Here is a 19,250-nt window from a genome sequence, read left to right as displayed (position 1 = left end):
GATGCAGTTGCAGGATGTTTTATATGGTGTTGCCATTACTAACCTGGTCGGCTCAACGAACAGAGAAGTTAGTATGCTTACGTTTGACTCGCGTGCGGTACAGCAGAATGCCGTTTTTTTTGCTGTAAGGGGTACTTTGTCGGACGGACATCAATTTATTGAGCAAACAATTAAAGCCGGTGTTGCAGTAGTGATCTGTGAAGAGATTCCTGTGGAACGTGATGCCGCAGTTACTTATATTGAAGTGGAGAGCTCCACCGTGGCCCTTGGAATTATGGCCGCGAATTATTACGGGAACCCCTCAGCAAAACTGAAACTGGTGGGGATTACAGGAACCAATGGCAAAACTACCATTGCCACCCTGTTATTTAAATTGTTTAGTGCGCTGAAATATAGCGTGGGGATGATTTCCACCGTGCAGAACCAGATTAATGAGGAGATTATTCCGGCAACACATACCACGCCAAATCCTATCGCCCTGAATGAACTTTTACAGCGGATGGTGGATGAAGGCTGTGAATATTGTTTTATGGAAGTGAGCTCCCATGCGGTTGTTCAGCACCGTATAGAAGGCCTTATTTTTGCCGGCGGGATATTTTCAAATATTACGCACGACCACCTGGATTTTCATAAAACCTTCGATAATTATATCAAGGCCAAAAAAGGATTTTTTGACGCCCTGCCGAAATCTGCTTTTGCACTGACCAATGGCGATGACCGCAATGGGATGGTGATGCTGCAGAATACAAAGGCGGCGAAGAAAACCTATGCACTGAAACAACTGGCAGATTTTAAAGCCAGTATTATTGAAAACAGGTTTAGCGGACTGAACCTGGATATTGACCATGTTGATGTCTTTTTTAAGCTGGTGGGTTCATTTAATGCCTATAACCTGCTGGCCGTTTATGGTACAGCGATGTTGCTGGAACAGGATAAGCTGAAGGTATTGACTATTCTGAGTGACCTGACTGGTGCTGAAGGCCGGTTCGACTATGTCACGAATGCCAAACAGATTATTGGTATTGTGGATTATGCACATACGCCGGATGCTGTGCAGAATGTGCTGAGTACCATACAGAATATACGTAAAGGAACGGAACAGGTGATTACGGTGATCGGATGCGGAGGCGACAGGGATAAAACGAAACGTCCGGTGATGGCGCAGGTGGCATGCGACTGGAGTGATAAGGTGATCCTGACTTCAGATAACCCGAGAACAGAAAATCCGCAGACTATTGTTGAAGAGATGGAAGCAGGCGTATCGCCGACAAATAAGAGAAAGACATTGACTATACTGGATCGTAGAGAAGCTATAAAAACGGCCTGCCATCTGGCAAAGCCAGGGGATATTATCCTTATCGCAGGTAAGGGACATGAGAAATATCAGGAAATTAATGGGGTAAGGTATCATTTTGATGATAAAGAGGTGTTGACGGAACAATTAAACTTAATCAGCTAATGTTATATTTTTTATTCGAATATCTTAATGAACATTATGATTTCCCTGGATTGAGATTGTTTCAGTACATCACTTTCAGGACTTCCCTTGCGATTATTATTTCCCTGTTTATCACTACCGTTTATGGAAGCAGGATCATTAAGTTTTTACGCAGGATGCAGGTGGGGGAAACCGTAAGAAACCTGGGCCTGGAAGGGCAGATGCAAAAACAAGGAACCCCAACAATGGGTGGTATCATGATTTTGCTGGGGATCCTGGTGCCTACATTGTTACTGGCCAACCTGACGAATGTATATGTCTTACTGATGATCGTGACGACGGTATGGATGGGGACGGTAGGTTTTGTGGATGATTATATCAAAGTATTTAAGAAGAACAAAGAAGGACTGGCCGGTAGGTTTAAGATTGTAGGACAGGTGGGGCTGGCATTGATTATTGGCTGGACGATGTACTTCAACCCTAATATTGTGGTGCGGCAAACGGTGGATGAAACCGCTGTGACCAAAAATACGGCACCGATGGTGCTGCGCCAAAAGGGGGAGAAGTTTTACTATACCCAGGATGTAAAATCTACCATTACCAATATTCCTTTTTATAAGAACAATGAGTTTGATTATTCTAAAGTCCTGAAGTTTTTAGGGCCTGGATATGAGAAGTATGCTGTCTTTGTATTCATCCTGTTTGTGGTGGTGATCATTACTGCGGTGTCCAACGGGGCGAATATTACGGATGGTATTGACGGACTGGCTACAGGTACATCGGCGGTGATCGGGCTTACGCTTGCCTTGCTGGCTTATGTATCGGGTAATACGGTGATTGCGGAGTACCTGAATATCCTGTATATCCCTAACTCCGGGGAGCTGATGATTTTTGCCGGCGCCTTTGTAGGGGCCTGTGTCGGATTTTTATGGTATAATTCCTATCCTGCACAGGTGTTTATGGGAGATACTGGAAGTTTGGCCATCGGTGGGATTATCGCAGCACTGGCCATCATGATCAGAAAGGAATTGCTGATCCCTATTTTATGTGGGGTATTCCTGATCGAGATTCTCTCGGTCATGATGCAGGTTTCTTACTTTAAATACACGAAAAAAAGGTTTGGAGAGGGCAGGAGAATCTTCCTGATGTCCCCTTTGCACCACCATTACCAGAAAAAAGGATACCATGAAGCGAAGATTGTTACCCGCTTCTGGATCATCAGCATATTATTGGCTATCATCACGATCATTACTTTAAAACTGAGATAATGCAAAAGGGAAGAGTTGTCATATTGGGAGCCGGAGAAAGCGGTGTAGGTGCAGCAATGCTGGCGCAGAAGGAAGGGTTTGATGTGTTTGTATCAGATTTTGGTGCCATAGCCGAACGTTACAAACAGTCATTGCTGGATATGAATATTACTTTTGAGGAGAAGCAACATACTGCTGCAGCGATATTGAATGCCACAGAGGTGATTAAAAGCCCTGGAATCCCTGATACAGCCCCGATTATTGTCGCACTGAAAAAGAGGGCTATTCCTGTAATTTCCGAGATCGAATTTGCCAAAAGATATACAAGTGCAAAAACGATTTGTATTACCGGTTCCAATGGAAAAACGACTACGACAATGCTGACTTACCATATCCTGAAAAAGGCAGGGCTGAATGTAGGACTGGCGGGTAATATCGGGCACAGTTTTGCGGCACAGGTGGCGACAGCATCGTTCGACTGGTATGTGCTGGAGATTTCAAGCTTTATGCTGGATGATATGCATGAGTTCAGGGCAGATATTGCAGTGCTGCTGAATATCACGCCCGACCATCTGGACAGGTATGATTATAAGATGTCGAATTATGCAGCCTCAAAACTGCGCATCACACAGAACCAGACCGCCAATGACAGTTTTATTTACTGTGCTGATGATGAAGAAACCATAAAAATACTGAAAGGTGCAAAGGTGAATGCTACAACCTACCCTTTTTCCATCCGGAAACGGATAGACCGGGGGGCTTACCTTGAAGGCAATAACATACACATCAATATAAACCAAATAGACCAATTAACCATGTCAATTACAGAGTTAGCCTTACAAGGTAAGCACAACATATACAACTCTATGGCTTCGGGCATTATTTCTAAAGTTCTTGATATCCGCAATCAGACGATTCGCGAAAGTATGGGGGACATTAAAAATATTGAACACAGGCTGGAGCATGTCGCTAAAATTTCGGGGGTGGATTACATCAACGATTCAAAAGCGACAAATGTAAATTCTACCTGGTATGCACTGGAAAGTGTAAGCGCTCAGGTGATCCTGATTTTGGGTGGTGTGGATAAAGGGAATGATTATGATATGCTGAAAGACCTGGTGAAGAAAAAGGTGAAGGCGATTGTATGCCTGGGCAAGGATAACAAAAGGATCCATGAGGCTTTTGAAGACGATGTAGATATTATTGTGAATACGTTTTCGGCAAATGAAGCCGTACAGGTTTCCTACCATTTGGCAAAAAAAGGAGATACCGTATTGTTGTCACCGGCCTGTGCGAGTTTTGATTTGTTCAAAAATTATGAAGACCGCGGCAATCAGTTTAAGATGGCCGTTAAAGAGTTATAAATTATGGGTGCAGTAATTCAGTTGCTTTTAGAGAAGACCAAGGGGGACCGCTGGATATGGCTGATCATTATCCTGTTGTCGCTGATTTCTATTCTTGCCGTTTATAGTGCAACGGGTACGCTTGCCTATAAACAAGGGAAAACAGTGGAGAAACTGTTGCTGACCAAGCACCTGATCTTCGTTGTGATGGGGATTGGTATGATCTATATTGCACACTTACTGGATTATAAATATTATGCAGGGATCTCCAAGATCCTGATGATCATTACGATTCCCCTGTTGTTTTATACGCTGATTTTTGGTGCAAGTTTGAATGATGCTTCCCGCTGGGTGAAAATCCCGATCATCGGGTTGACATTTCAAACCTCCGATTTGGCGAAACTGGCCCTGATTACTTTCCTGGCACGCATGCTGACGAAGAAACAGGAGAATATTAAGGATGTTAAATCGGCATTTATTCCCATTATGGGGTCGGTGTGTGTGGTTTTTGTGCTGATTGCACTGGCCAACTTATCTACTGCCCTGATGTTGTTCGGCGTAAGTATTTTATTGCTGATCATTGGCCGTATCAGTATCAAACAGATTATGATTGTCTGTGCCGGTGGTTTTGTATTGCTGATGTTTGTATTTTTTCTGGGGCCAAGGAGGGAGACGTATAAGTCGCGTATCAATTCTTACCTGCATCCGGAACTTCAGCATTCTGATAAAACCTTCCAGGCCGACCAGTCTAAAATTGCCCTGGCAACAGGAGGGTTTTTCGGGAAGGGACCGGGAAACAGTACGCAGCGTAATTTTTTGCCCCATCCCTATTCAGATTTTATTTTTGCCATTATTGTGGAGGAATATGGTTTGTTTGGTGCAATGATCATTATTGTTTTATACCTGGTATTGCTGTACCGCTGTGTCCGGATTGTCACACAGAGTCCCAAGGCATTTGGCGCGCTGCTGGCCGCCGGACTAAGTTTTAGCTTAACGATACAGGCCTTTGCAAATATGGCTGTAGCGGTAGGATTGGGCCCCGTAACAGGGGTGCCGCTTCCATTGGTCAGTATGGGGGGAACATCAATGATTTTTACCAGTATTGCATTTGGAATTATCCTGAGCGTAAGCAGGGATGTAGAGGAGAATGTCAGGAAATCGGTCGATGAAAAAGGAAATAGAAAAGTTGTGGTGGGAGAAATTCCTGCAATGGCATAAATAAGATATAAGATGGAACCAACAAGAGTAATTATTTCAGGTGGCGGTACGGGCGGACATATTTTTCCCGCAATAGCGATTGCCAATGCACTCAGGCGGATGGAGCCGGGGTGTGAAATACTATTTGTAGGTGCCAACGGCAGAATGGAGATGGAAAAGGTTCCTGCAGCCGGTTATAAGATTGTGGGACTGAATATTAGTGGGATGCAGCGGGGTTCAATTGTGAAGAACCTGGCGCTGCCATTTAAAGTGATTGGAAGCTTACAGAAGGCCTTAAAAGTCATATCCGACTTCAGGCCCGATGTGGTGGTGGGTGTTGGGGGATATGCCTCTGGTCCGCTCCTGATTGCTGCTTCCTGGAAAAAGGTACCTTACCTGATCCAGGAACAGAATTCTTATGCGGGAATAACGAATAAAAACCTGGGTAGAAAAGCATCAAAAATATGCGTTGCCTTTGATGATATGGGACAGTTTTTCCCGGTGGATAAGATCCTGAAGACAGGAAACCCGGTGAGGAAAGAGGTGGTGAATATTACCAACAAACATTTTGAAGGAGCTGAACTGCTGAAGCTGGATCCACTGAAAAAGACGATCCTGGTTACAGGAGGCAGCCTCGGTGCCGGTACCCTGAATAAAAGCATGGAGAAACACCTGCAGGAATTTATTGACAATGATGTACAGCTGATCTGGCAAACCGGTAAGTATTATTATGAAGGAATCATGGAACGCCTGGGGTATAATCTTCATCCGAATATCCGTGTACTGGAATTCCTGAATAAAATGGACCTGGCCTATGCTGCTGCTGATGTCATTATTTCAAGGGCTGGGGCAGGAACGATTGCAGAGTTATGCTTGATTAAAAAACCGGTTATCCTGGTGCCTTCACCGAATGTGGCTGAAGATCACCAGACGAAAAATGCGATGGCATTGGTGAAGAATAATGCAGCACTACTGATCAACGACCGCTCTGCGGAAGATACCCTGGTCAGGGAGGCTTTGCAGTTGCTGAAAGATGAAAAACGCAGTGAAGAGCTGTCGGAAAATATAGGTAAGATGGCACTGCCGGAGGCAGATGACCTGATTGCAAGGGAAGTGATGAAATTAGCAGGGTGGAGGAACTAGATGGAACTGGAAGCTATAAAACAGGTTTATTTTGTAGGGATCGGCGGGATCGGGATGAGTGCCATTGCGCGTTATTTCCATAAACGCGGTTGCCAGGTGAGTGGTTATGACAAGACACGTACCTTACTGACGATGGCATTGGAAGAAGAAGGAATGCTAGTGAGCTATACCGATGAACCATCATCTTTAGCCGGACAGTTTTTATCGCCCGCTGCAGCTACCCTGATTGTGTATACGCCTGCTATTCCCAAGGATTCCAAATTGTTGAATTATTTCAGGGATAATGGTTTTGATCTGAAGAAACGCTCCCAGGTTTTGGGGATTATCAGTAAGGGCCAGTTTTGTATTGCTGTTGCCGGAACACATGGTAAAACGACGACTTCTTCGATCATCGCACACCTGTTAAAGGATACAGGATATGGGTGTACGGCCTTTTTAGGTGGTATTGCAACCAATTACCAGAGTAATTTCCTGATCGGGGACAATGACGTGGTCGTGGTGGAAGCCGATGAGTATGACCGTTCTTTTTTAACGCTGCACCCGGATATTGCGGTGATTACTTCTATGGATGCAGATCACCTGGATATATATGGCGATGCAGCACAGTTAACCGAATCGTTCAGGCTTTTTGCTGCTCAGCTGAAAGAAGAGGGAACGCTCTTTGTGAAAAAAGGCTTGCCGATTGAAAAGGGAATTACCTATAGTGTGGACCTGGATTCAACTGTCAGGGCAGAAAACATAAGGGTGGAAGGATCGGAGTTTGTATTCGATTATAAGGGCGACCAGCAGATTAATGATATTCATCTGCTGCTGCCCGGTAAACATAATGTGGAGAATGCCACGGTAGCTATAGCTGTTGCCCTGAAGCTGGGGATTGATAAGGAATTGATCAAACGGGCTGTGGCCAGCTTTACAGGTGTAAAGAGACGTTTTGAATATATTGTCAAGGAAGAGAAGCATATTTATATCGACGATTATGCACATCATCCGGAAGAATTAAGGGCATGTTTCGATGCTGTGCGTCAGCTGTACCCCGGGCATCAGTTAACGGTGATCTTTCAGCCGCATTTATTTACGCGGACGAGAGATTTTGCAGATGATTTTGCCGCTGTACTGAGTACTGCGGATGAATTGCTTTTACTGGATATCTATCCTGCAAGGGAGTTGCCGCTGGAAGGTATTGATTCCGCATTTCTACTGGGTAAAATGACATTGAAGAACAGTAAAGTGCTCTCTAAAGATGGCGTACTGGAGAAAATAAAACAAGATAAACCTGCCTTGCTGTTAACAGTGGGTGCCGGTGATATTGATACTTTAATAGCACCATTAAAAGATATTTTAACAAATGCTTAAGAGAGTAAACTGGAAATTGGTATTTAAATGTTTTGCATGGATGATAGGTCTGGGCGGAATCATCACCCTCATGAGTTTTGTGGAGGTGAAAAAACATACCGTGACCTGTACCAATGTTAAAATCCTGATTCCCGGTGCCGATAATTTTATCGAAAGAGAAGAGATTGATGCTATTCTTAAGCAAAGTGAAGGAACTTTGAAAGGAAGAAACCTCGAAAATATTAACCTGCAGGCTATGGAGCGTCGCATTATAGCGAATCCTTATATCGCAAATGCGAAGGTTTTTGCAGACATGGACGGTGTCATCCATATTGAAATCAGTCAGCGCCAGCCTATTTTAAGAATTATTAATTCTGGCGGGCAGGATTATTATATTGACTATGACGGATTGAAAATGCCTGTGTCTCCGAACTTTACGGCTGATGTGGTGGTTGCCAACGGGAAGATCATGGAACATTTCGGGGGTAAAGTAGATACCCTGATTACCAAAATGGCCTCAGATTTATATAAGACGGCACTATTTTTGAAAAAAGATACGTTATGGGACTCACAAATCGAGCAGATATTTGTTACTGATAAGGATGATATTGAACTGGTACCAAGAGTGGGCAATCAACGTATAATTTTAGGTAGTGCCGACTCTCTGGAGAAGAAAATGACAAACCTGCTTATTTTCTATAAGAAAGCTATGCCTCAGGTTGGCTGGGATACTTATAAATCCATTAACATTAAATATACCAATCAGATTGTTTGCGAACGGAACAAGATAGATTCAGTAAATGGCGTGCCGGTAAAGGCTGCTACAGTGGAATATAATGCGGCAAAGTCGAAGAAGGTAATCGATTCCCTGGTGAGTGCACAGATTGCGGAGGAGTTGAAAAATAATGGATCATCAGCGGAGAAGGAAAAGGAGCCGGAAGTAAGGGTAGCGGCTGTTCCTGTAAAAAAAACAGAGGTTAAGAAAACAGCAGCAGCAGTTGCGAAGAAAGTTGAACCGCCAAAGAAAGCGGAACCTGTAAAAAAGACGGAAACGGTAAAAAATGCAGCGCCTGTAAAAAAGAAAACAGAACCTGTAGTAGTTAAAAAAACACCGGCAAAAGTGGCCGAACCAAAGAAAACTGAGCCGGCAAAAAAGGTAACGGTACCAGTAAAAAAAGAAACAGTGAAACCAAAAGAAGTGGTAAAGGAAACGGTAAAACCGAAGCTGCCTGAGGGGCAAACCCCAAGGAAAAGCTGGCCTCCACATGCCAAGGATACTGAAACAGCAAAGAAGCCGGCAACAGCTTCAACAACTAAAGACACCAAGAAAAACAAATAATATAATAATCCGACAAGACAAATAAATATAGTTATGGGCAAAGAAAAAACTACCGTTCAGTCTCCTATAGTGGTGGGATTAGACATCGGTACCACCAAAATCTGTGTGATAGTTGGTCGCAGAACACAGCATGGCAAAGTCGAGGTTTTAGGTATTGGCAAAGCCGAATCTGCGGGGGTAACCCGTGGGGTAGTGTCCAACATCCAAAAAACTGTACAGGGTATTTCACAGGCTGTTGAGCTGGCAAGCGGACAGTCCAATGTGGAAGTACGTGTAGTGAATGTGGGTATTGCGGGACAGCACATTAAGAGTCTGCAGCACCGTGGTATCCTGACCAGGAGGGAGCTCAATAATGAGATCAGCAAAAAAGACCTGGATAAGTTAATTGATGATATGTTCAAACTGGTTATGCCCCCGGGAGAAGAAATCATCCATGTACTGCCACAGGAATTTACGGTAGACAACGAGCCGGGTGTAAAAGATCCGATTGGTATGGCCGGTGTTCGTCTTGAAGCTAATTTTCATATCATTTCCGGACAGGTAACTGCCGTGAAAAATATCATGAGGTGTGTGAGTAATGCCGGCTTACAGACGCAGGAGTTGATATTGGAGCCTTTGGCTTCTTCAGAAGCTGTATTAAGCGATGAAGAAAAAGAGGCAGGTATTGCCCTGGTAGATATCGGTGGAGGTACAACTGATATTGCCATCTTCCACGAAGGAATTATCCGCCACACCGCTGTGATCCCTTTCGGAGGTAACAGTGTAACGGAAGATATCCGTGAAGGATGTTCTGTCATGAGAAATCAGGCTGAGTTATTAAAGACCCGTTTTGGTTCAGCACTTGCGGAAGAAAATAAAGAAAATGAGATCATTTGTGTACCTGGCCTGAGGGGTAGGGAACCTAAAGAAATTTCAGTAAAGAACCTCGCCTATGTCATCCAGGCCCGTATGGAAGAAATCATAGAGCACGTTTATTATGAAATTAAATCTTCAGGCTACGAGAAGAAGTTAATCGGTGGTGTAGTCATTACAGGAGGGGGAGCATTGTTGAAACACCTTGCCCAGCTGGTAGAGTATGTCACCGGATTAGACTGCCGCGTAGGTTATCCGAATGAACATTTGTCGAAATATGAGGATATGCCGAAAACCATTTATGACGACCTGAAAAGCCCGATGTATGCGACAAGTGTGGGACTGCTGATTAAAGGTATCCAGAAAGCGGAAGAGCTGATGGAAGAACTGAAACAGCCAGGCGTTTATGTAGAAAAAACGGCAGCAGTAAAAGAAAAAGCGAAGCGCAGCGGCGGTGGATTGTTTGATAAGTTACTGGCCAAAACCAAGGACTTTATCAAGGATGACATGAACGTGAGTGACGAGGATTATATTAAACCGTAATAATTATCAACAATAAATTAGTTTTCCACATTATAAACAGATGTGGAAAACTAATGTGGAAAATTGGTATTATTACATTGCGAGATGAACAGGTAAAACCAATTTTTAAATAACTGATTCATAAATATATGTATTTTGAAATGTTAAAAGATAAGTCATCAATCATCAAGGTAATTGGTGTTGGTGGCGGTGGTGGTAATGCGGTGAACCATATGTACCGTCAGGGAATAGCAGGGGTAGATTTTATCATCTGTAATACTGACGCGCAGGCATTGGAATTTAGCCCTATCCCCAATAAAGTACAATTAGGTGCCAGTTTAACTGAAGGAATGGGTGCAGGCTCTATTCCTGAGGTGGGTAAAAATTCGGCTATTGAAAATATAGACGATATTAAAGCCATGTTGGGCAGCACTACTAAAATGTTGTTCATCACTGCTGGTATGGGTGGTGGTACCGGAACCGGTGCCAGTCCTATCATTGCGCAGGCCGCAAAAGAGCTGGATATTCTTACCGTAGCGATTATTACTACCCCTTTCTCTTTTGAGGGAAAGAGACGTAAGATGCAGGCAGAAGATGGTCTGGATGAACTGAAGAAATATGTAGATTCTTACCTGGTGATCTCAAACGACAGGTTGCGCGAAATTTTTGGTAACCTTACTTTAGGTTCTGCCTTCGCACAGGCTGATGATATTTTAACCACCGCTGCAAAAGGTATTGCAGAGATCATTACAGTACCTGGTTATATCAACGTGGATTTCAAGGATGTGCGCACGGTGATGAAAGACAGTGGTGTATCCATTATGGGCAGTTTCGCCTGTGAAGGCGACAACAGGGCTTTGGCTGCTGTTGAAGGCGCACTGGCTTCTCCTTTGCTTAAAGATAATGAGATTGAAGGCGCCAGATATATCCTGCTGAATATCAGCTCTGGTTTACGTGAAGTAACGATGGATGAGGTGGCTATCATTACCGATTATATTCAGGATAAAGCAGGCTTATCGGCCGATTTGATCTGGGGTAATTGTATTGATGAGAACCTTGGCGATAAATTATCGGTTACCATTATTGCGACAGGATTTCAAACCACGGAGCAACGTGCACACGATAAGAAAAACGTGAAAAAAATCTCCCTGTTAACTCCTGAAGAGGCTCCCCTGGTTAAACCTCTGGAACCTGTGAATTCATTCATTGAACCTAAACCTGCTTATTCCAATGAGCCGGTGATGAAGGTGAAAGAAGATATTAAACAATCGGACTTATTTGGTGATATTTATAACGGAAGTAAAGCGAGAAGGGCTGAAGAATCTGACAATGGCATTGTGAGACACAGTCTTGTGGAAGAAGAAAAGCCTGTTGCTGAAACCCAGCAGGAAGCAGGTATTGATTTTGAACTTAAAGTGGCCGAGACCGATTTTGTCTTTGAAACGCCTAAGTCGGCTTATACAGAACCTGTTGCTGAACCTCAGCCGGAGCCGGTACCGGGTCTTGATGATGATAAAAATGATGAATCTATCGAAGATCAGCTGAAAAAATCCAAAGAAAGGATCTTAAGGTTAAAAGACCTGAGTATGAAACTTCGTACCACCAATGGTTTACAGGAAATGGAAAATGAACCCGCTTATAAACGCAAACAAATGCAGTTGCAGCAGGTTCCGCATTCCTCAGAATCACAGGTTTCGAGGTTCACACTGAGCAATGATGAAGAGGGGACAACCGAGATCAGACCGAACAATTCCTTTCTGCACGACAACGTAGATTAACCAGAAATATTATAACAGAAAAGCCTTAATCCTAAAAACGTTAAGGCTTTCCTGTATAATATAACTTTGTATATCATCCGTAGAAAGCTTAAATTTGTGCAAAATAAGAGATAACTTAAAGACATATAACATTGGATATTTTTGAAAAGATAGCAAAACATATGGGCCCTATCGGGCAACACCAGAAATGGTCTCATGGATATTTTTCTTTCCCAAAATTGGAAGGAGAAATAGCGCCCCATATGAATTTTCGTGGTAAAGAGCATTTAGTATGGAGTTTAAATAATTACCTGGGCCTTGCAAATCACCCTGAAGTAAGGGAAGCAGATGCAAAGGCAGCAGCAGAGTTCGGGATGGCGTACCCTATGGGTGCAAGGATGATGTCTGGAAATTCTAAATATCATGAGCAACTGGAGCGTGAACTTGCAGATTTTGTAGGTAAGCCCGATGCATTTTTGCTGAACTTTGGCTATCAGGGAATGGTGTCTATTATAGACTGTCTGGTAGACAGAAACGATGTTATTGTTTATGACGGTGAATCTCACGCTTGTATCATTGATGGTTTACGCCTGCACATGGGTAAACGTTTCGTGTACAAACACAATGATATCGAAAGTGCCAGAAAACAACTGGAACGTGCCACAAAACTTACAGAACAAAGTGGCGGCGGTATTCTTTTAATTACTGAAGGTGTATTCGGCATGTCGGGTGCGCAAGGTAAAATTAAAGAGCTGATTGACCTGAAGAAAGAATTCGATTTCCGTATCCTGATCGATGATGCACATGGTTTCGGTACCATGGGCCCTACAGGTGCAGGAACTCATGAAGAGCAGAACTGTATTGATGGTGTGGATATCTATTTCGCCACTTTTGCGAAATCTATGGCTGGTATTGGTGCTTTTGTCGCTTCTTCTGAAGAAATGACGAATTTCTTCCGCTATAATATGCGTTCCCAGACTTTCGCTAAAGCTTTGCCTATGCCGATGGTGGTAGGTTTACTGAAGCGCCTGGAACTGTTAAAAAATAATACCGGATTAAGAGAAAAACTCTGGAATGTAGCGACTACCCTGCAGAAAGGTCTGAGAGCGCGTGGATTCGACCTGGGGATTACCAATACCATGGTTACCCCTGTGTTCTTAAAAGGCGAATTGCTGGAAGCTACTGCCCTGACGATGGACCTGCGTGAGAACTATGGTATATTCTGCTCTATTGTAGTTTATCCGGTAATCCCTAAAGGACTCATCGAATTGCGCCTGATTCCTACGGCGATGCATACGATGGAAGATGTTGACCGTACACTGGAAGCGTTCAGTGAAGTGGCTGATAAGCTGAAGAGTGGTTATTACAAAGAAAATCAATTTGTCCCTCAATAGGCCTTTGGGCATCATATCATTTGAAGCGCCTTTCTGAATTGTTCAGAAAGGCGTTTTTTTTGGTATCCTAAATTGATTTCTTTGTGGTTATATTTTCATTGTTTAGTGAAATTCGAAGAATTAATCTGCTTTTTTGTGGATAAAAAGATGGTTTTTAGCGATTTATTTATTGCTGTAAATTCTTTTTTTATTTAAACAAACCGCTTACATTAGTGTTTGAGAATACTCAAGCCCAAACCTAAACCTTATAATAAAAAAAGAAATGAAAAAATTTAATGAATTAAAAGAACTTGTTACGGCATTAGAAGTTGATGCAGACAAATTTTACAACAAAGCCAATAGCGCTGCAGGAACACGTGTGCGTAAAGGCATGCAGGACTTAAAAAACTTAGCTCAGGTTATTCGTCTGGAAATTCAGGAAACTAAAAACAAAGAAGACTAACCAACTTTAAGTTTTAAAGGGGAGACTGTCTGGAAAGCTATGTTGTAGCTTTTGGGATAGTCTCTTTTTTTTAAGCCCTGTTTTAAGCAATCACTTTTGTCTTAGCAAATGGTTCAAAAAAGCAAAGACGGACCATGCGATCCGTCTTTGCTTTTTTGAACTGTCCAATCCGGGAATACGCAATGCTTAAATAAAGCAGTATCCCATTTCTTGTGATGGTTCTTGTTATAGTTAGCCTTACAGGCCCAGTAGCTGAAGCTGTTTTGCAATTTGTGCAGTTAGTCCTGCTGAAGCCGGAACCAGTGGCAGGCGTACCTGGTCACCACATACCTCAAAATACTTTAGTGCCGCTTTAATGCCTGCAGGATTGCCTTCTGCAAAGGCCAGTCGCGTGAATTCTATCAAACGCAAATGCAGTGGCAATGCGGTCTGGAAATCTCCTTTGAGGCATAACCTGATCATTTCTGAAAGTTGTAGGGGTAAGGCATTACCAATCACAGAAATCACTCCTTTTGCACCAAGCGCAATCATGGGAAATGCAACAGGATCATCTCCTGAGATCAACAGGAAATCTTCCGGTTTGTCGCGCATGATCTGGTTAAACTGGTCAAAGTTGCCAGAGGCCTCTTTGGTACCAATGATATTTTTAAAGTCTGCTGCCAGGCGACAAGTTGTTTCTGCGCTTACATTGCTTGCTGTACGCCCTGGAACATTGTAGAGCAGTAATGACAGCGCTGTAGACTCGCTAATGGCTTTATAATGCTGGTAAATCCCTTCCTGGGTGGGTTTATTGTAATATGGGCTTGCAGAAAGTATGGCGTCATACCCGGTGCTGTCAAAACTTTTGATCGTTGAGATCACTTCCGCGGTATCATTTCCGCCAATACCGGCAATAAGTGGTACCCTGCCATTGTTTATTTCTGCTGTAAATGCCCAGATCTTCTTCTTTTCGTCCTTATTGAGTGTTGATGATTCACCTGTAGTACCCAGTGATACCAGATATTCTACCTTTCCCTCGATCTGATAGTTGATCAGTTTCTCTAAACCGTCAAAATCTACCGACCCGTCTGCATTAAATGGAGTAACCAATGCTACACCCGTTCCATAAAATTTGTTCATCATTTTTATTATTTCAACATCTCTAATAACTCGTTCTCCGAAAGCAGAGGAACGTTCAGTTTCTGGGCTTTTTCTAATTTTGAAGGTCCCATGTTATCACCTGCAAGCAGGTAATTCAATTTTGCAGATATACTGCTTACTATTTTTCCGCCATTGCTTTCTATCATTCCCTTCAGTTCTTCCCGGCTATGCAATTCAAAAACTCCCGAAATTACGAATGTTTTTCCAGTTAATTTGTCACTTTCCAGTGTAATTGTAATATCCTCAGTCTCCAACTGCAGTCCGTACGATTTGAGCAGGCTGATTTGCTCCAGATGCTCTGCTTTACCAAAGTATTCAATGATACTTTCTGCAATTCTTTGCCCGATTTCATTGATAGCCACCAGTTCTTCCGCCGTAGCTTTGGAAAGCTGATCAATATTTTTTGTTCCTGCAGCAAGTTTACGTGCTACAGTTTCACCTACATACCTTATTCCAAGACCAAAAAGCACTTTTTCAAAAGGCATTTGTTTGGAGAGCTCTATGCCCTTGAGCATATTATCTATCGATTTTTCGCCAAACCTTTCTATGTTTTTCAGTTCATCGGCCCGGTCCCTAAGGGTGTACAAATCACTGATATGTTTCACCAGGCCACGCTGGTAAAATGACGCTATGGTTTCATCACCAAGTCCGTCAATGTTCATGGCCTTCCTGCTGATGAAATGCTGTATCTTCCCGACAATCTGCGGGGGACAGGCTTCATCATTCGGACAATAAAAGGCGACTTCACCTTCCTTCCGGATCAGTGGTGTTCCACATTCAGGGCAATCGCTGAGGTAAACAATAGGCTGGGCACCTTCTTTTCTTTTGTCCAGGTTGACATTGATGATCTTCGGAATAATTTCACCACCTTTTTCCACGAAAACACTATCGCCCTCATGGAGGTCCAGGCGCTCAATTTCATTGGCATTGTGGAGTGTGGCGCGTTTCACGGTTGTCCCAGCAAGCAATACGGGTTTAAGGTTTGCTACAGGGGTAACGGCACCGGTACGGCCGACCTGGTAGCTTACTTTTTCCAGGATGGTTTCTACTTCCTCAGCTTTGTATTTATAGGAGATGGCCCATCTTGGTGATTTCACAGTATACCCGAGTTCCTGTTGCTGGGTATAACTGTTCACTTTAATGACGATGCCGTCGATGTCGTAGCCCAGGTTAAACCTTTCCAGTTCCCAGTATTTAATAAATTCCAGTACCTCTTCAATAGTTTTACTGCTGCGGGTATGTGAAGAAACATGGAAACCCCAGTCTTTCAGTGCCTGAAGGCTCTCGCTATGGGTTTTAAAGTGTTCTTTTTCTGTATTCAGGGAATAAAAGAACGCATCGAGCGGCCTTTTGGCTACTTCTTTGGGATCCTGCATTTTTACCGTTCCGGAAGCAAAGTTCCGGGGATTGGCATAAGATATTTCCCCAAGCTCTTCCCGTTCTTTATTTAATTTTTCAAAGGCTGCCCTGTGCATGAAGATTTCACCACGCACTTCAAATAAAGCCGGTGCATGGGCAGCTTTCAGGTGATGGGGGATATTATTGATCGTTTTGACATTCGCTGTGACATCGTCCCCTTTGGTGCCATCACCACGTGTTACTGCACGGACCAGCTTGTTGTCTTCATAACTGAGGCTGATCGATAAGCCATCGAATTTCAGTTCACACACATATTCAAAATGGTCACCAATGGATTTCTTGATACGTTCGTCAAAATCACGGAGGTCCTGTTCGTTATAGGTATTTCCTAACGAAAGCATGGGCCATTTGTGCTTAACGGTGACAAAGTTTTTGGTGATATCCCCACCAACCCTTAAGGTAGGGGAGTTGGGATCAGCAAATTCAGGATATTCTTTTTCCAGACGGGAGAGTTCTTCAAGTTTCTTGTCAAACTCGTAATCCCCGATAGTAGGCATGGCCAATACATAATAATTATAGGTATGCTGGTTAAGTTCATTAACCAATGCATCAATAGTGTCTTTGATAGAAGATTGCGACATAAGGCGAAGGTAGTGATTCGGCTGATTATTTTTCCTGCTGATCGTCCAGATGTTTTAAGTCCTGTTCGATCTCCTTAAAAATACTAAGGTATTCCGGCTCCAGCTGTCTGCTGAATTCCCCGAGTTGAAGCGTGAGCTCAGCCAGTTGCTGTTCCGTAAATGGATTGTTCCATAAGCGCATACAGATCCGGTTGAGGGCATAGGTGATGTTCTCTATTTTCTGGTAGCTGAGCAGGTAACGGCTTGACAGGAAACTGCTGAGAAATTGATCAAATAACAATCCATCCGGGATACCGGAAAGGGACAGGAACTGATCCAGTGCGGGGGATTTTGCCGTATTCAGCTGTGTGTAAAAGGTATTGACATTCACTTTTCCCTGGTTCAGCAGTAAATGATCGAGGATTAACTCCAGTCCGATATGGGCTAGAAAAAAGGGCTTAACTGGTCCGCTGTCCAGTACGGGAAGGATCAGCTGCTTCAACAGGGCCGTCTTTTCTTTAAAAAACAGAGAGGAATGGAATAACCTGTCTACTTCCAGGTGTTTTTTCCATCCTGTCAGCAGCGAAAACAGCGCTGGGTTGTCCACAAATAATTCTTCCTTTTTCTGCGGATTCAGGTTCCAGTCTTTATGTGCATTTTTGATAAAATCGGGCAATACCACACCCATCACGATATCATCATTTGTGTTTTTACGCTCGAAATAAAAATGGGACAGGAAGTTCATGGTTGCCGGGATAGGATTTCGTGTCTTTAAAAGTAGAAATTTTTTAACAAGGCTTTTCTTATATTTGGCGAAAAGTATAGAATGATGACCAATTTTGTTGACGAATTAAGATGGAGAGGCATGTTGCATGATATCATGCCCAATGCAGAAGATAAATTAAATGAAGGGATGTGTTCTGGTTATATCGGTTTTGATCCTACGGCAGATTCGCTTCATGTTGGCCATCTCACTCAAATCATGACCCTGATCCACTTTCAGCGTGCAGGCCATAAGCCTTATGCACTGGTTGGCGGAGCTACGGGAATGGTGGGTGATCCTTCCGGAAAATCTGCGGAAAGAAATCTGCTGAATGATGAAACACTTGCCATTAACCTCGCCGGAATTGAAAAACAACTGGCACAGTTCCTGAAATTCAGTGACGAAGGCAATGGCGCAATGATGGTTAACAATGCCGACTGGTTCAAAAGTTTCAGCTTTTTAGACTTCATCAGGGATGTGGGTAAACACATCACGGTGAATTATATGATGGCTAAGGATAGCGTGAAAAAACGTCTGGAAGGTGAAACAGGGATGTCATTTACTGAATTTAGTTACCAGCTGGTGCAGGGATACGATTTCTATTATTTGTGGAAAAACCATAACTGCAGTATACAAATGGGTGGGTCCGACCAGTGGGGGAATATTCTTACAGGTACAGAGCTGATCCGTAGAAAAGATGCGGGGACTGCCTATGGAGTGACCACACAGCTGATTAAAAAAAGTGACGGTACCAAATTCGGAAAGACAGAAAGCGGAGCGATCTGGTTAAACCCGGAGAAGACTTCTCCTTATAAATTTTATCAGTTCTGGCTGAACGCTACCGATACGGATGTGAAAATGTGGATCAGGATATTTACCTTGTTCACACAGGAAGAAATCGAAAAACTGGAGGCTGAACATGATGCCGCACCGCATTTGAGAATCCTGCAAAAAGCACTGGCAACAGATATCACCATCCGTACACATTCTGAAGAAGCCCTGGAAACAGCACTTAAAACCTCAGAATTCCTGTTCGGTAACGGGGCTTTATCCTTCCTGGAAACATTGAGCCATGAACACGTGCTGGAGATTTTTGAAGGTGTACCGCAGTTTGTGGTCAGCAGGACAGAATTGGCTGAAGGATTGGATGCGGCAACAATACTTGCTGAAAAAACTACAGCTTTCCCTTCCAAAGGAGAGGTGAAGAAAACAGTGCAAGGTGGCGGATTGAGTATCAACAAGGAAAAAGTAACGGATATTGCCACGCAATATACCGAGGCTAACCTGATCAATGATAAATATATTATTGTTCAGAAAGGGAAAAAGAACTATTTCCTGCTGATTGCAGAATAGCCTTTTTGA

General features: G+C 43.3%; 15 protein-coding genes. 12 read left to right on the top strand and 3 right to left on the bottom strand.

Annotated features, from left to right (window positions below; all coding sequences use genetic code 11):
• The first annotated feature begins 1 nt into the window (after position 1).
• The 11 genes from ACSBL2_RS21290 (at position 2) to ACSBL2_RS21240 (ending at position 14,006) form a co-directional block, all read left to right on the top strand.
• Positions 2-1,459 (top strand): UDP-N-acetylmuramoyl-L-alanyl-D-glutamate--2,6-diaminopimelate ligase, encoded by a 1,458-nt coding sequence (locus ACSBL2_RS21290; RefSeq protein ID WP_442588578.1) that lies wholly within the window; start codon positions 2-4, stop codon positions 1,457-1,459.
• Positions 1,459-2,706: a phospho-N-acetylmuramoyl-pentapeptide-transferase gene (gene mraY / locus ACSBL2_RS21285; protein WP_442588577.1), complete on the top strand. Its 1,248-nt coding sequence runs from the start codon at positions 1,459-1,461 to the stop codon at positions 2,704-2,706. The genes ACSBL2_RS21290 and mraY overlap by 1 nt, the downstream gene beginning before the upstream one ends.
• Positions 2,706-4,049 carry a UDP-N-acetylmuramoyl-L-alanine--D-glutamate ligase gene (murD, locus tag ACSBL2_RS21280; protein ID WP_442588576.1) on the top strand — a complete coding sequence of 448 codons (1,344 nt, stop codon included), beginning with the start codon at positions 2,706-2,708 and terminating at the stop codon, positions 4,047-4,049. The genes mraY and murD overlap by 1 nt, the downstream gene beginning before the upstream one ends.
• Positions 4,050-4,052: 3 nt before the next feature.
• The gene (locus ACSBL2_RS21275; RefSeq protein ID WP_442588575.1) at positions 4,053-5,246 is read left to right on the top strand and encodes an FtsW/RodA/SpoVE family cell cycle protein; all 1,194 of its coding nucleotides are present in this window, start codon (positions 4,053-4,055) and stop codon (positions 5,244-5,246) included.
• 12 nt (positions 5,247-5,258) lie between these two features.
• The gene (murG, locus tag ACSBL2_RS21270; RefSeq protein WP_442588573.1) at positions 5,259-6,368 is read left to right on the top strand and encodes an undecaprenyldiphospho-muramoylpentapeptide beta-N-acetylglucosaminyltransferase; all 1,110 of its coding nucleotides are present in this window, start codon (positions 5,259-5,261) and stop codon (positions 6,366-6,368) included.
• Positions 6,369-7,721, top strand: coding sequence for a UDP-N-acetylmuramate--L-alanine ligase (gene murC, locus ACSBL2_RS21265; RefSeq protein ID WP_442588572.1), 1,353 nt, complete (start codon positions 6,369-6,371; stop codon positions 7,719-7,721).
• Positions 7,714-9,039: a cell division protein FtsQ/DivIB gene (locus ACSBL2_RS21260; protein ID WP_442588571.1), complete on the top strand. Its 1,326-nt coding sequence runs from the start codon at positions 7,714-7,716 to the stop codon at positions 9,037-9,039. Before murC ends, ACSBL2_RS21260 begins: the two co-directional genes overlap by 8 nt.
• A 33-nt stretch (positions 9,040-9,072) precedes the next feature.
• Positions 9,073-10,434 carry a cell division protein FtsA gene (gene ftsA, locus ACSBL2_RS21255; protein WP_442588570.1) on the top strand — a complete coding sequence of 454 codons (1,362 nt, stop codon included), beginning with the start codon at positions 9,073-9,075 and terminating at the stop codon, positions 10,432-10,434.
• 128 nt (positions 10,435-10,562) lie between these two features.
• Complete coding sequence (ftsZ, locus tag ACSBL2_RS21250; protein ID WP_442588569.1) at positions 10,563-12,191, top strand: cell division protein FtsZ; 1,629 nt, start codon at positions 10,563-10,565, stop codon at positions 12,189-12,191.
• Positions 12,192-12,322: 131 nt separating this feature from the next.
• Complete coding sequence (locus ACSBL2_RS21245; protein WP_442588568.1) at positions 12,323-13,564, top strand: aminotransferase class I/II-fold pyridoxal phosphate-dependent enzyme; 1,242 nt, start codon at positions 12,323-12,325, stop codon at positions 13,562-13,564.
• Between the two features lie 262 nt (positions 13,565-13,826).
• Entirely contained in the window at positions 13,827-14,006 is a 180-nt protein-coding gene (locus tag ACSBL2_RS21240) for a histone H1 (protein WP_442588567.1), read from the top strand.
• A 237-nt stretch (positions 14,007-14,243) separates the two neighbouring features.
• Here ACSBL2_RS21240 and dapA read toward each other — a convergent pair whose 3' ends face one another.
• From dapA to ACSBL2_RS21225, 3 genes are read right to left on the bottom strand one after another with little or no spacing between them, the layout of a single operon-like run.
• Positions 14,244-15,125: a 4-hydroxy-tetrahydrodipicolinate synthase gene (gene dapA, locus ACSBL2_RS21235; protein WP_442592248.1), complete on the bottom strand. Its 882-nt coding sequence runs from the start codon at positions 15,123-15,125 to the stop codon at positions 14,244-14,246.
• A gap of 8 nt (positions 15,126-15,133) precedes the next feature.
• On the bottom strand, positions 15,134-17,146 hold the full coding sequence (gene ligA / locus ACSBL2_RS21230) for an NAD-dependent DNA ligase LigA (RefSeq protein ID WP_442588566.1): 2,013 nt from the start codon (positions 17,144-17,146) through the stop codon (positions 15,134-15,136).
• A gap of 25 nt (positions 17,147-17,171) precedes the next feature.
• Entirely contained in the window at positions 17,172-17,870 is a 699-nt protein-coding gene (locus ACSBL2_RS21225) for an ACP phosphodiesterase (protein ID WP_442588565.1), read from the bottom strand.
• Between the two features lie 84 nt (positions 17,871-17,954).
• Between ACSBL2_RS21225 and tyrS the strand changes: the two genes are divergently transcribed.
• Positions 17,955-19,241, top strand: coding sequence for a tyrosine--tRNA ligase (gene tyrS, locus ACSBL2_RS21220; protein ID WP_442592247.1), 1,287 nt, complete (start codon positions 17,955-17,957; stop codon positions 19,239-19,241).
• Positions 19,242-19,250: the final 9 nt, after the last annotated feature.

The sequence above is a fragment of the Pedobacter sp. AW31-3R genome, assembly GCF_052180285.1.
Classification (GTDB): domain Bacteria; phylum Bacteroidota; class Bacteroidia; order Sphingobacteriales; family Sphingobacteriaceae; genus Pedobacter.
The sequence above is the reverse complement of the archived record's forward strand: the minus strand, read 5'-3'. Positions and strand labels throughout refer to the sequence as shown.